Consider the following 13,317-nt stretch of genomic DNA (forward strand, 5'->3'; position numbering starts at 1 on the left):
GTTTCTCTCGGGCTGTTCACATTAACGGGCGTGCTGGCGCTATCAGCGCGTTCTGGGCGGCGTTGGCTGCGGGTGCATGACTGCGCGCTGCCGTTCCTGTTGCAGAAAACCCATGATGATCGGTGCCACGGCTTCGGCACGCGTGATCAGGAACAAATGCCCGTCATCGATGATGTGTAGCTGGGCATTGGGTATTCGCCAGGCCAACAGGCGCATATTCACCAGCGGAATCAGCGGGTCGTCATCACCGGCCAGAACCAGGGTCGGCTGGTGAACCTTGTGCAGCCAGTGAATGCTGGTCCAGCCCATGCCCGCGAACAATTGCCAGTAATAGCCCAGCTTGCCGGACGAGCGCACCTTGGCAGCATGATTGGCCGCCAGATTGGGGTCACGTCGAAACGCCCCGCCATAGATCTCCGGCGCGATACGGATCACATGCGACGGCTGAATGTAGCGACGCGGGCTGGCCATCAACCACAGCACCCGAGGCTTGCCCGGCACCATCGCCATGCCTGCCGACGTGGCGGCCAGCACCAGTTTCTTGCAGCGCTCCGGGTAGTCATGAGCGAACTGCTGGGCCAGCGCCCCGCCCCACGAAACACCGATCGCATTGACCTGCCCGTAGTTGAGGTAATCGAGCATGCGCGCTGCGAGCTTGGCCAGCCCCGGAAAGCGATAAGGCCGATTGGGTGTCGACGAACCACCGACCCCCGGCACATCGAACGCGATGACTTCCAGGTCCGGATCCAGTGCTTCGACAAACGGGAACACCAGCTCCAGGTTGGCCCCGATGCCGTTGAATATCAGCAGTGGTGTCAGGTGGCTCTTGCCTGGGCGCACGGCCGTACGAATTGTGTGTCCGTTCAGGTCGATGGAGCGAAAAACAAACGGTTGCGGCATGCGCTAAGCCCTGTTGATTTAACCGCCGGGAACGCACCCCGGTTTTTTTCAAGACTGACGGGTCTAACGCTCGTGAACATAGGTTCCAGGCGCTGCCTCGGCTGCCGGATAGGCTTTGTTGCCGAGCCCGGCAGGCGCCTTTTTCAACTTGCCCGAGCGCGTGGCCAGCCACTCTTGCCAGTGTAGCCACCAGGAATCGGTGTGCTTGGTCGCGTTTTCCTGCCAGGCCGCCGGGTCTGCTGGCAACTCGTCGTGAGTCATGTAACGCGACTTGGGGTTGCCCGGCGGGTTGAGGATGCTCTGGATATGGCCGCTGCTGGACAGTACAAACTCGGTCTTGCCACCAAACAGCCGTGCTGATTTGTAGCATGAGGCCCACGGCGTGATGTGGTCATTGGTGCCAGCCAGGCAGAACACGTCGGCCGTTACCTGCTTGAGGTCGATCGGCGTGCCGCAGACTTCCAGCGCGTTGGCGCGGGTCAGCGGGTTGTTTTTGAATATTTCGATCAGGTCGCCGTGAAAGGCGGCGGGCAGGCGTGTGGTGTCGTTGTTCCAGAACAGAATGTCGAAGACGGGCGGCTCGTTGCCCAGCAGGTAATTGTTGACCCAGTAATTCCAGATCAGGTCGTTAGGGCGCATCCAGGCAAAAACCTTGGCCATGTCACGACCTTCCAGCACGCCCGCCTGATAGGAGTGGCGCTTGGCGGTTTCCAAAGTCTGCTCGTCGACGAACAGCGCGACCTCGGTATCCAGCGTTGTATCGAGCACGCTGACCAGCAGGGTCATGGCGTTGACTTTCTTTTCGCCCAAGGCTGCGTAGTGGCCCAGCAGCGCCGTGCAGGTAATGCCGCCGGAGCAGGCACCCAGCATGTTGAGGTCTTTGCTGCCGGTGATCGCCAGCACCACATCGACCGCTTCCTTGAGCGCCTCGATATAGGTCGACAGCCCCCATTCGCGTTGCGCCTTGGTCGGGTTGCGCCAACTGATGATGAAGGTCTGCACGTTACTGCGCAGGCAGAAGCGCGCCAGGCTTTTTTCCGGGCTCAGGTCGAAGACATAGAATTTGTTGATCTGCGGTGGGATCACCAACAGCGGTCGCTCGTGAACCTGCTCGGTAATCGGTTTGTACTGGAGCAGTTCCAGTACGTCATTGCGAAACACCACGACCCCCTCAGTGGTGCCCAGGTTTTTGCCAACCTCAAACGCGTCCATGTTGACCTGGCTCGGCATTCCGCCGTTGTTCACCAGGTCCTTGGCCAAGTGCGACAGACCATCGAGCAGGCTTTTACCGCCGGTTTCAAAGAACCGTTTCACGGCGGCCGGGTTAGCGGCAGAGTTGGTCGGTGACATGGCCTCGGTCATGAGGTTGATCACAAAGTGCGCGCGACTGATGTCTTGCGGGGTGAGATCGCTGCCACCGATCCAGTCATGCAGTTCCTTGCGCCAGGCGAGGTAAGTCTGCAGGTAACGGCGATACAGCGGGTTCTGGCTCCAGGCCGGATCAGCGAAGCGGCGGTCATCCGGTGTTGGCTGCAAGGCAGATTTGCCGAAGATCACGTTGCCGAGTTCGACGCTCAGGTGTGCGACGTGCTTGATGCTGTGGATCGGCTGTTTGAAAGCCTGACGCAAAACCATCCGTGCAGTGCTCAGTAAATCCTTGCGCCGCAGGCCAACGACCGGGTTGAGGCCCAGGGTGTGCTCGGAAGCCTGGCGCTGCAGGTCATCGTCTTTCGCGTTACTCATCTACGACGCTCCATTGTCTTGATGCGAACACTGACATTCCTTGCCCGTGAACCAGTGACACAGGCGGTTAGCCAGCACTACTGCTCGTGTAACTCATGCCTTGCAGGCTGTTTCTCGCATCGACTTCGATGCAGGGAACTTGCCAAGGTTATTGGTTACGCGAGATTTCAAAAAATCGCAAGCAGCGTCAGCCACTCATTGGCCGCTGCGCGGAACATTGAAACAAAAACGATTAGAAAGCGCGTCCTAAAACGGCGAGCGGTGAGGCTGCACGGGTTTGAATTTCTGTGAGGATCGCGCGGGCGCGAGGAGTCAGAGCATCAGCTTGATGACTTGCTCGGAGGGATCGCGGGATTTGCCGGCTTTTTTCAGCTCTTGCAGATAGTCCTCCCACAGGGACTCCTGGCGTCTTGCCAGTTCGTACAGGTACTCCCAGGTGAACAGTCCTGAGTCGTGGCCATCATCAAAGGTCAATTTCAGTGCATATTGCCCAGCCGGCTCGACCTTGCTCAGACCGACGCCCAGTTTGCCGAATTGCAGGATCGGCCTGCCATGGCCCTGAACCTCGGCAGAAGGGGAATGCACCCGCAGAAATTCGGCGTGCAGATGATATTCCTCATCCGGCGCGTACCTCAGCGTCAGGGTTTTGGAAGCTTTGTGCAGCTGGATGGCGGTGGGGAGCATTGAAAGCAGCCTCAAGGAAGAGCAGCTACAAGCTACAGGCAGAAGCAAAAAAGCTGCAAGAGGAGAACCCTCTTGCAGCTTGTAGCTAACCGCTTGCAGCTTTAAAGGATATACCGCGAGAGGTCTTCGTTTTCGGCCAGATCGCCCAAGTGGCTGTTGACGTATTCTGCATCGATTTCAATCGGTGCTGCGTCAGGGCTGATAGCCAGATCGCCAGCGCTGAACGAGACTTCCTCAAGCAGACGCTCAAGCAGCGTGTGCAGGCGACGGGCACCGATGTTCTCGGTTTTCTCGTTGACCTGCCAGGCAATCTCGGCAAGACGCTTGATGCCTTCAGGCTTGAACTCGATCTTCAGGCCTTCGGTCTTGAGCAGCTCGCGATACTGTTCGGTCAACGACGCATGTGGCTCGCTGAGAATGCGTTCGAAGTCCTGCGGCGACAGCGCCTTGAGTTCAACGCGGATCGGCAGACGACCTTGCAGCTCGGGGACCAGATCACTTGGCTTGCTCAAATGGAACGCGCCAGATGCAATGAACAGGATGTGGTCAGTCTTGACCATGCCCAGTTTGGTATTCACGGTGCAGCCTTCGATCAGCGGCAGCAGGTCGCGCTGTACGCCTTCGCGGGACACATCGACACCGCCCGAATTACCGCGCTTGGCAACCTTGTCGATCTCGTCGATGAACACGATGCCGTGTTGCTCGACTGCTTCCAGCGCCTTGGCCTTCAGCTCTTCGTCATTGACCAGACGGCCCGCTTCTTCTTCGCGTACCAGCTTGAGCGCGTCCTTGACCTTGAGTTTGCGGCTCTTGGTCTTGCCTTTGCCCATGTTGGCAAACAGGCTCTGCAGCTGATTGGTCATTTCTTCCATGCCGGGTGGCGCGGAGATATCCACACCTACGGCTTCGTTGATCTCGATCTCGATTTCCTTGTCGTCCAGCTGGCCTTCGCGCAAACGCTTGCGGAACAGCTGACGAGTATTGGAATCGTTGCTCTGCGCCGGGTCTTCGTTGAAACCGACACGGGCAGGCGGCAGCAGGGCATCGAGAATACGGTCTTCGGCAGCATCTTCGGCGCGATGACGGACCTTGATGATCTCCTGTTCACGCAGAAGCTTGATCGCCGCATCGGCCAGATCGCGGATGATCGACTCTACATCGCGGCCTACGTAGCCCACTTCGGTGAACTTGGTCGCTTCAACCTTGATGAACGGCGCATTGGCAAGCTTGGCCAGGCGACGGGCGATTTCGGTCTTGCCGACACCGGTAGGGCCGATCATCAGAATGTTCTTGGGTGTCACTTCAACGCGCAGCTCTTCAGGCAGCTGCATGCGGCGCCAGCGATTGCGCAGGGCAATGGCGACGGCGCGCTTGGCATCGTCCTGGCCGATGATATGGCGGTTAAGTTCGTGGACGATTTCGCGGGGAGTCATGGACATGGTAATTCACGGTCCTCTGGTACGGTCAAGCCGAAGGGGCCGCAGACTGTGCGGCCCGGCAAGGGCTTAGCCGACGAGGTCCTGCTCCTCAATGGTGATGTTGTGGTTGGTGAACACGCAAATGTCGCCAGCGATATGCAACGAGGTCTCGGCGATTTCGCGTGCCGACAGGTCGGTCTTGAGCAGCAGGGCGCGTGCGGCGGCCTGAGCAAATGCGCCGCCGGAGCCCATGGCGATCAGGCCGTCCTCGGGCTCGACCACATCGCCGTTGCCGGTGATGATCAGCGAGGCGTCCTTGTTGGCGACGGCCAGCATTGCTTCAAGACGGCTCAGCGAGCGATCGGTACGCCAGTCCTTGGCCAGCTCGACAGCTGCACGAACCAGATGGCCCTGGTGTTTTTCCAGCTGGGCTTCAAAGCGTTCGAACAGCGTGAATGCATCGGCGGTTGCGCCAGCGAACCCGGCGATTACTTCACCGTGATAAAGACGGCGCACCTTCTTGGCGTTGCCTTTCATGACGGTGTTGCCCAGAGAAACCTGGCCGTCGCCAGCCATGACGACTTTACCGTGGCGGCGCACTGAAACGATGGTGGTCAAGGTAGAGTCTCCACACTGCGGGGCGAAAATGCCCTGATGCAAACTCATATGGGGGTGTGGGTGAGTATTTCAACCTTGGGGGTAAATCGGGGGGAAATGATCGTATGATTCTTGTCCCAACCCCTTAAGCGGACCGGACGATGCTTCGTTTGTCCGCGATCTCCCTGCTTTTGTGGGAGCGGACTTGTCCGCGACGGGCTGCGAAGCGGCCCCAGAATGGGCTGCCTCGGCTGCGCCTGATAAACCGATGCGGCTGGTTTTGCTGCCGGTTCCCGGCAGATCGCGGACAAGTCCGCTTCTACGACGACCGGGCAGAAGCTCCGTTCTTCGTACTCATCGAAACATCGCGATGAGCACGGAAACAGAGGTGCTTTGACTAACGGCTTTGACGCTGTTGCAACAACAGGTTACTAAATCCACCGCTTGCCAGCTGTTTCTGGGCGGTGGTCAGTTGTTCGCGGTTGCTGAACGGGCCAACCAGTACGCGGTACCAGGTTTCATCTTTCACAGTGCCTGACTCGACGGTAGACGTCTGGCCCAGCAGGATGATCTGCGCGCGAACCTTCTCGGCGTCAGCCTGTTTGCGGAACGAGCCCGCCTGCAGGAAGAACGTCGTGACTGCTGCCGGCTTGGTCGTGGCAACCGGTGGCGCTGGCGGAGGCGTCAGGCCGCTGAGGGCTGCCTGGGCACGTGCCGTGTCGATCTTGGCTGCCTGCTCCGGCGAGACCGGTGCTGTCGGTGCCACAGGCGGCGGGGTCTTCTCCGGCACGGCTTCGTTCGGCACGATCACTTCCGATTCCGGCAGCAATGTGTAGAAGTCGTACTTCGGCTTGACCGGAGCCGTCGGGCTCGGTGGTGTTTTATTCGCCTCGGCGATCTTCGCGGCCTTGGCGTCCGCCTTGACCCGCTTGACGTCTTCGCCGCCCGGTTCAAGCTTCATCAGAAAGACCACGAACGCGCCCACGGTCAAGCCAATCGCCAGCCACAACCATCCTGGAATCGGCTTCTTCGCGGGTGCCTGATAACGGCTGGCGCCCCGCTTGGGTGCCGGTTTCTTCTTCGCAACTGCCAACTTACATACGCTCCAGAGTTTCCAGACCCAACAGGTCCAGGCCTTGCTTGAGGGTGCGGCCGGTCAGGGCAGCCAGACGCAGACGGCTCTGTTGCTGATCGGGATTTTCCGCACCAAGGATCGGGCAGTTTTCGTAAAAGCTCGAAAACAGACCCGCAAGGTCATACAGGTAAGCACAAAGTACGTGCGGTGTGCCTTTTTCTGCGACGTTATTCAGTGTTTCAGTGAACTGCGCCAGACGTGCAGCCAGTTCCTGCTCTTGCGGCGCTGCCAGGACAATCTGCCCCTTGCTGGCGTCGAACGGCGTGCCCAGCTTGCGGAATACACCGGCCACACGGGTGTAGGCGTAGAGCAGATAAGGCGCGGTATTGCCTTCGAAGCTCAGCATCTGATCGAAGTTGAAGCTGTAATCACTGGCGCGGTGCTTGGACAGGTCAGCGTATTTCACCGCGCTGATGCCCACGGCTTTGGCAATGCTGCGCAGCTCGGCCTCGGCGACTTCCGGGTTCTTTTCCTTCACCAGCGTGTAGGCACGTTCTTCGGCTTCATCGAGCAGGTCGATGAGTTTGACCGTGCCGCCGTCGCGGGTCTTGAACGGGCGGCCATCGGCGCCGTTCATGGTACCGAAACCCATGTGTTCCAGCTGCATGCCGTCGTGGACGAAACCGGCGCGGCGAGCGACTTCGAACACCTGCTGGAAGTGCAGGGCCTGACGCTGGTCGACGAAATACAGCACGCGGTCGGCCTTGAGCACCTTACTGCGGTAGCGGATGGCGGCCAGATCGGTGGTGGCGTACAGGTAGCCGCCACCGGCCTTCTGCACGATCACCGGCAGAGGCGTGTCATCGGCGGTACGGAATTCTTCGAGGAACACACATTGCGCGCCGTTGCTCTCGACCAGCAGGCCAGTGGCTTTCAGATCGTTGACCACGTTGGCCAGGTCATCGTTGTAGGCACTTTCGCCCATCACATCTGCCGGGGTCAGCTTGACGTTGAGGCGCTCGTAGGTTTCCTGGCAGTGCGACAGCGAGATGTCCTTGAAGCGTGTCCACAGGGCCAGACACTCGGCATCGCCTGCCTGCAACTTGACCACCAGGCCTCGCGCCCGCTCGGCGAACTCTTCGGATTCGTCAAAGCGCTGCTTGGCGGCGCGGTAGAAGTTTTCCAGGTCGGACAGCTCGTCGCTGGTCGCCGGTTTTTCCTGTAGATAGGCCAGCAGCATGCCGAACTGGGTGCCCCAGTCGCCCACATGGTTCTGGCGAATGACTGTGTCGCCTAAAAACGTCAGAACGTTCGCCACGCCGTCGCCAATAATGGTCGAGCGCAAATGGCCAACGTGCATTTCCTTGGCCAGATTCGGTGCCGACAGATCGACGACCACGCGCTGTACAGCGCCCGCCTTGCGGACTGACAGGTGCGCGTCGGCCAGTGCAGCGTCGAGGCGTGCGGCCAGCGCCGCAGTGTTCTGGAAGAAGTTCAGAAAGCCCGGGCCGGCAATTTCGACCTTGCTGACCTGCTCGTCGGCAGGCAGGGCGGCGATCAGCTTTTCAGCCAGGTCCCGCGGCTTCATCCCGGCAGGCTTGGCGAGCATCATCGCGATATTGCTGGCGAAGTCGCCGTGCGTCTTGTCGCGGGCGTTTTCCACCTGAATCGCCGGCGTCAGCCCTTCTGGCAAGACGCCCTCGGTGACGAGACGGGTCAGGGCTTGTTGAATCAGCTGGCGAATGGTGTCTTTCATTGTGCTCTCTTCGACCGCAAGCGCGGTGGCGCTTCGATGCGCGGGTGGAAAAACTCTGCATTATCCGTTGCTCAAGCCTGCTTGCCAACGGCGTGGCTTAATAAAGATCCACCGGGTCCACATCCAGCGACCATCTGACCTGTCGTCCGCTGGGCATTTGCTCCAGCGCGAGCAACCAGGTGGCAAGCAATTTGTGCAGTGGCGCGCGTGCGCTGGACTGCACCAGCAGTTGCGCACGATAACGCCCGGCGCGGCGTTCCATCGGTGCCGGAACCGGGCCCAGCAGCTCGATGCCGCCTAGGCCCATTTGCGCAACCAGTTGCTCGGCGTCACTGCAGGCTTGATCGAGAAAGGCCTCGGCCTGTCCCGGCTTGTGCGCTTCGGCGCGCAGCAGTGCGAGGTGTGAAAACGGTGGCAGACCCGCCGAACGGCGCTCGCTCAAGGCCTGTTCGGCAAAGGCGAAATAACCCTGCTCGGTCAGCTGGATCAGCAGTGGATGGTCGGCCAGGTGGGTCTGGATGATCACCTTGCCCGGCTCTTCCGCGCGGCCGGCACGACCTGCAACCTGCACGATCAACTGCGCCATGCGCTCGCTGGCCCGGAAGTCACCGGAAAACAGCCCGCCGTCGGCATCCAGAATCGACACCAGCGTTACCCGTGGGAAGTGATGCCCTTTGGCGAGCATTTGCGTACCCACCAGAATGCAGGGCTGGCCGCGCTGGATGGTCGCGAATAACTGATTCATGGCGTCCTTGCGCGAGGTGCTGTCGCGATCCACGCGCAGCACGGGAAAGTCCGGAAACAGGATCGCCAGGCGCTCTTCGGCACGTTCGGTGCCCGCGCCTACCGGGCGCAAATCCACCTTGCCGCAGGACGGACACTGGCGCGGTACACGTTCGACATACCCGCAGTGATGGCAGCGTAGCTCGCCCGAGCGCTGGTGCACGGTCATGCGCGCATCACAGCGCTGGCAGCCAGACATCCAGCCGCAGTCGTGGCACAACAAGGTGGGTGCGAAGCCGCGACGGTTGAGGAAGACCAGCACCTGCTGACCTGCCGCAAGCGTCTGGCCGATAGCCTGCTGCATCGGCCCGGAAATGCCGCTGTCCAGTGGCCTGCTTTTGACGTCCAGGCGCATGAAACGCGGCTGTTGCGCACCGCCTGCACGCTGGTTCAGGCGTAACAGGCCGTAGCGGCCGGTGTAGGCGTTGTGCAGGCTTTCCAGGGACGGGGTGGCCGAGCTCAGGACAATCGGAATGTTTTCCTGACGCGCCCGCACCAGGGCCAGATCACGGGCGTGATAGCGCAGACCTTCCTGCTGTTTATAGGAGCCGTCGTGTTCTTCGTCGATGATGATCAGGCCGGGGTTCTTCATCGGCGTGAACAGTGCCGAGCGCGTGCCGATAATAATGTCGGCTTCGCCATCGCGAGCCGCCAGCCAGGCATCCAGTCGTTCGCGGTCGTTGACTGCCGAATGCAGCAGCGCGATGCGGGCATTGAAGCGCTGTTCGAAACGCGCCAGGGTTTGTGGCCCCAGGTTGATTTCCGGAATCAGCACCAGCGCCTGTTTGCCGGCCTCAAGCGTTTCGCGGATCAGTTGCAGATAGACTTCAGTCTTGCCACTGCCAGTGACGCCAGCCAGCAAAAACGCATGAAAGCTGTCGAACCCGGCACGGATGGCTTCGTAGGCAGCGCGTTGCTCGGTGTTGAGCGGCAATTCAGGCTGGGCCAGCCAGTGTTCATGGCGTGCGCTGGGTGCGTGGCTGCGAACCTCGACATACACCAGCTCCTTGGCCAGCAGCAGGTTGAGGCTGTCTTTATTAAGCATCAGCTTGCTCAGCAACTGATGCGCCACGCCATGCGGGTGCTGGGCGAGGGTGGTCAGCGCTTCGCGTTGCCTGGGCGCTCGCGCGATGCGCGGGTCGCCGACGCTGGCGCCCGGTGCAACGTGCCAGAAGCGTTCCTGGCGACTTTCGGCCAGCTCGCCCTGACGCAGCAACACCGGCAAGGCCCAGCTCAGCGTGTCGCCCAGGCTGTGCTGATAATACTGCGAGGTCCACAGGCACAGCTTGAACAGCGCGGGCGGCAATGGCGCTTCGCTGTCGAGCAGGGCGATGGCCGGTTTGAGCTTGTCGGCAGGCACTTCGCTGTGGTCGACCACTTCCACCAGAATGCCGATCATTTCCCGTCGCCCGAATGGCACCCGCAGACGCATGCCAGGCTGCAAGGCGCTACGCGACACGCCCGCAGGAGCGCGGTAGTCGAACAGGCGGCGAAGCGGCGAGGGCAGGGCAAGGCGCAGGATGGCGTCGGGCACGCGGTGTTTCCCTGTGATGATGAGTGATGACGGAGGCGCGATCTTAGCAGACGACCGGTGTGAAGGTTCGCTTGCGTCGTTGCAATTGTCTGGTACTATCCGCAGCCTATTTCCGTGCGGTATTCAACAATAGTGTTGGATGGCGGCGCGTTAGACCGAGGAAGTACCGATGAAAGCTGATATCCATCCAGTTTACGAAGCCATTGACGCTACCTGCAGCTGCGGCAATGTCATCAAGACCCGTTCCACCCTGGCCGCTCCGCTGAGCCTGGACGTGTGCAACGAGTGCCACCCGTTCTACACCGGCAAGCAGAAGACGCTTGACGTTGGCGGCCGTGTCGACAAGTTCAAATCCCGTTTCGGTGCGTTCGGCGCTACCAAAGCGAAGTAAGACTGGCTGCCCCATGGGCATCTCCAGACTGCTTGAAAAGGCGCTCCTTGTGGGCGTCTTTTTTATGCCCGCGATTTGGGTGTCCGGCGCGCAGGCCTTCTGCCCGGCACCTGCTTCGTTGCTGGTTGCACAGGTGCAGCGCGTGGTCGATGGCGACACGTTGCGTCTGAGTGATGGCCGCAGCGTGCGGATGATCGGGCTCAACACGCCTGAGACCGGCAAGAAAGGCCAGTCTGCCGAGCCGTTTGCCGAGGCTGCGAAAAGACGTTTGCAGGCACTGGTGGATGAAAGCGGCGGTCAGGTCGGTTTGCGTGTCGGCCAGCAGGGCAAGGACCATTACGGTCTTACTCTGGCCAACGTTTACGATCGCAAGGGGGCAAACCTTGAGGCGCAGTTGCTCAGCGAAGGGCTGGGGTATCTGGTGGCCGTTGCGCCTAACGTTGCGCTGGTCGATTGCCAGCAAGTTGCCGAACGTGCGGCGCGGCAGGCGCAATTGGGTGTGTGGCGCGACTCGCCGGTTCAGCCCTCGACCAGGCTGAGCAAAAGCGGCTTTGCGATTGTGTCCGGTCAGGTCAAGAGCGTGCAGCGCAATCGCGGCGGTATCTGGATCGAGTTGCAAGGCTCGCTGGTCCTGCGTGTTGCCCCGGCTAACATGAACTCATTCGACACGGCAATGCTGGAGCGCCTCAAGGGCCGGCAGGTCGAGGCGCGCGGCTGGGTGGTCGATCGGTCCCGGCGCGGTGCTCTGAAATCAGGGCAGGCACGCTGGCTGCTGCCACTGACCCACCCCGCGATGCTGAGCCCGTCAGGTCGATAGATACTGCCTTTTGGCCAGTTGTCTGGTGATGGGTGGCCGGTTGTTCACGTTTCAGGCATCTAAGCGTAAAGTCTAATCCTGTGCCTATTGACAGCAGTGACTGGTCAGTCTTGTTAGGACTATGCATCTTGCGTATCCTCGGCGGTCCGTCTGTCCCACAGTAAAAAAGCGGAATCCAATACATGTCAGATTTGAAAACTGCCGCGCTCGAATACCATGCCAATCCTCGTCCGGGGAAGCTGAGCGTCGAACTCACCAAGCCGACTGCAACCGCTCGTGACCTGGCTCTGGCCTACAGCCCTGGCGTTGCTGAACCCGTGCGTGAAATTGCCCGTGACCCCGAGCTGGCTTACAAGTACACCGGCAAAGGCAACCTGGTAGCAGTTATTTCCGATGGCACCGCTATTCTCGGCCTCGGCGATCTGGGCCCATTGGCCTCCAAGCCGGTCATGGAAGGTAAAGGGGTTCTGTTCAAGCGTTTCGCCGGTATCGACGTTTTCGATATCGAAGTCGATTCCGAAAGCCTGCAGGCGTTCATCGACACCGTAAAGCGTATCTCCATCACCTTCGGTGGCATCAATCTGGAAGACATCAAGGCACCTGAATGCTTTGAAATCGAGAAGGCACTGATCGAACAGTGCGACATCCCGGTTTTCCACGATGACCAGCACGGCACCGCTATCGTGACTGCTGCCGGCATGATCAACGCACTGGAAATTGTCGGTAAAACCCTCGATTCCGCGAAGATCGTCTGCCTGGGCGCTGGCGCTGCAGCCATCTCCTGCATGAAGCTGCTGGTGAGCATGGGCGCGAAGATCGAAAACATCTTCATGGTCGACCGTACCGGCGTCATTCACTCTGGCCGTACCGACCTGAACCAGTACAAGGCTGTGTTCGCTCACGCGACCGAGAAACGCTCGCTGACCGATGCGCTGGATGGCGCTGACGTATTCGTGGGCCTGTCAGGTCCTAATATGTTGAGCGCTGAAAACCTCAAGCTGATGGCCAAGGACCCGATCGTGTTCGCCTGCTCGAACCCGGACCCGGAGATCTCCCCGGAGCTGGCTCACGCCACCCGTAGCGATGTGATCATGGCGACCGGCCGTTCGGATTACCCGAACCAGGTCAACAACGTTCTGGGCTTCCCGTTCATCTTCCGCGGTGCTCTGGACGTTCGCGCCAAGCGTATCAACGAAGAAATGAAGATCGCTGCAGCCAACGCCCTGCGCGAACTGGCCAAACTGCCTGTTCCTCAGGAAGTCAGCGATGCCTACGGCGGCATCAAACTGGAATTCGGTCGTGAGTACATCATCCCGAAACCAATGGACACCCGCCTGCTCGGCTTGATCGCCGATGCAGTTGCCAAGGCAGCCATCGAGAGCGGTGTTGCCACCCTGCCGTATCCGAAGCACTACCCGCTGACCAGCGTGGACGATGTGTTCAAGGGCTGATCCTTGATGCAATAAAAAACCCCTGCAGCGATGCAGGGGTTTTTTATGCCTGGAATTGAGATTATCGTTCCTCACGCGCCGGCGTGTGAATGCCCTGGGTGACGCTCTGCATCACAAATCTGCGCAGCGCCGCTGAATCAAAAGAGGACGCGGAGCGTCCAGAACGGC

11 protein-coding genes are annotated in these 13,317 nt (G+C 60.1%); 3 read left to right on the plus strand and 8 right to left on the minus strand.

The genetic code is table 11. The features are described 5' to 3' along the window. Positions 1–42 precede the first annotated feature (42 nt). The 8 genes from phaZ to ALO64_RS01420 all read right to left on the minus strand — a co-directional run bounded on the left by phaZ (position 43) and on the right by ALO64_RS01420 (position 10,490). Positions 43–900: a poly(3-hydroxyalkanoate) depolymerase gene (gene phaZ / locus ALO64_RS01385; protein ID WP_004654231.1), complete on the minus strand. Its 858-nt coding sequence runs from the start codon at positions 898–900 to the stop codon at positions 43–45. 63 nt (positions 901–963) lie between these two features. Beyond that, positions 964–2,643 (minus strand): class II poly(R)-hydroxyalkanoic acid synthase, encoded by a 1,680-nt coding sequence (gene phaC, locus ALO64_RS01390; RefSeq protein ID WP_044343324.1) that lies wholly within the window; start codon positions 2,641–2,643, stop codon positions 964–966. A 312-nt stretch (positions 2,644–2,955) separates the two neighbouring features. Then, the gene (locus ALO64_RS01395) at positions 2,956–3,327 is read right to left on the minus strand and encodes a gamma-butyrobetaine hydroxylase-like domain-containing protein (RefSeq protein ID WP_044343323.1); all 372 of its coding nucleotides are present in this window, start codon (positions 3,325–3,327) and stop codon (positions 2,956–2,958) included. Between the two features lie 101 nt (positions 3,328–3,428). Further along, positions 3,429–4,766, minus strand: a complete 1,338-nt coding sequence (gene hslU / locus ALO64_RS01400; protein WP_002551643.1) for an ATP-dependent protease ATPase subunit HslU — start codon at positions 4,764–4,766, stop codon at positions 3,429–3,431. A gap of 66 nt (positions 4,767–4,832) precedes the next feature. Continuing rightward, positions 4,833–5,363, minus strand: a complete 531-nt coding sequence (gene hslV / locus ALO64_RS01405; RefSeq protein ID WP_002551644.1) for an ATP-dependent protease subunit HslV — start codon at positions 5,361–5,363, stop codon at positions 4,833–4,835. A gap of 376 nt (positions 5,364–5,739) precedes the next feature. Then, on the minus strand, positions 5,740–6,435 hold the full coding sequence (locus ALO64_RS01410) for an SPOR domain-containing protein (RefSeq protein WP_002551645.1): 696 nt from the start codon (positions 6,433–6,435) through the stop codon (positions 5,740–5,742). A gap of 1 nt (position 6,436) precedes the next feature. Next, positions 6,437–8,173, minus strand: coding sequence for an arginine--tRNA ligase (gene argS / locus ALO64_RS01415; RefSeq protein ID WP_044321120.1), 1,737 nt, complete (start codon positions 8,171–8,173; stop codon positions 6,437–6,439). Between the two features lie 97 nt (positions 8,174–8,270). Then, positions 8,271–10,490 (minus strand): primosomal protein N', encoded by a 2,220-nt coding sequence (locus ALO64_RS01420; RefSeq protein WP_044343322.1) that lies wholly within the window; start codon positions 10,488–10,490, stop codon positions 8,271–8,273. Between the two features lie 169 nt (positions 10,491–10,659). Here ALO64_RS01420 and rpmE point away from each other — a divergent pair, with 169 nt between their 5' ends. The 3 genes from rpmE (at position 10,660) to ALO64_RS01435 (ending at position 13,149) form a co-directional block, all read left to right on the plus strand. Beyond that, positions 10,660–10,881, plus strand: coding sequence for a 50S ribosomal protein L31 (gene rpmE / locus ALO64_RS01425; RefSeq protein WP_002551648.1), 222 nt, complete (start codon positions 10,660–10,662; stop codon positions 10,879–10,881). Positions 10,882–10,894: 13 nt separating this feature from the next. Continuing rightward, complete coding sequence (locus ALO64_RS01430; protein WP_044343321.1) at positions 10,895–11,698, plus strand: thermonuclease family protein; 804 nt, start codon at positions 10,895–10,897, stop codon at positions 11,696–11,698. Positions 11,699–11,880: 182 nt separating this feature from the next. Then, entirely contained in the window at positions 11,881–13,149 is a 1,269-nt protein-coding gene (locus ALO64_RS01435) for a malic enzyme-like NAD(P)-binding protein (protein ID WP_054991642.1), read from the plus strand. Positions 13,150–13,317: the final 168 nt, after the last annotated feature.

It is taken from the genome of Pseudomonas meliae (genome assembly GCF_001400515.1).
Lineage (GTDB): Bacteria > Pseudomonadota > Gammaproteobacteria > Pseudomonadales > Pseudomonadaceae > Aquipseudomonas > Aquipseudomonas amygdali.

Bases quoted from the DNA above. Each gene is read 5' to 3' on its own strand.
- phaZ (WP_004654231.1), bottom strand. From the start codon at position 900: ATGCCGCAACCGTTTGTTTTTCGCTCCATCGACCTGAACGGACACACA.
- phaC (WP_044343324.1), bottom strand. From the start codon at position 2,643: ATGAGTAACGCGAAAGACGATGACCTGCAGCGCCAGGCTTCCGAGCAC.
- ALO64_RS01395 (WP_044343323.1), bottom strand. From the start codon at position 3,327: ATGCTCCCCACCGCCATCCAGCTGCACAAAGCTTCCAAAACCCTGACG.
- hslU (WP_002551643.1), bottom strand. From the start codon at position 4,766: ATGTCCATGACTCCCCGCGAAATCGTCCACGAACTTAACCGCCATATC.
- argS (WP_044321120.1), bottom strand. From the start codon at position 8,173: ATGAAAGACACCATTCGCCAGCTGATTCAACAAGCCCTGACCCGTCTC.
- rpmE (WP_002551648.1), top strand. From the start codon at position 10,660: ATGAAAGCTGATATCCATCCAGTTTACGAAGCCATTGACGCTACCTGC.
- ALO64_RS01430 (WP_044343321.1), top strand. From the start codon at position 10,895: ATGGGCATCTCCAGACTGCTTGAAAAGGCGCTCCTTGTGGGCGTCTTT.
- ALO64_RS01435 (WP_054991642.1), top strand. From the start codon at position 11,881: ATGTCAGATTTGAAAACTGCCGCGCTCGAATACCATGCCAATCCTCGT.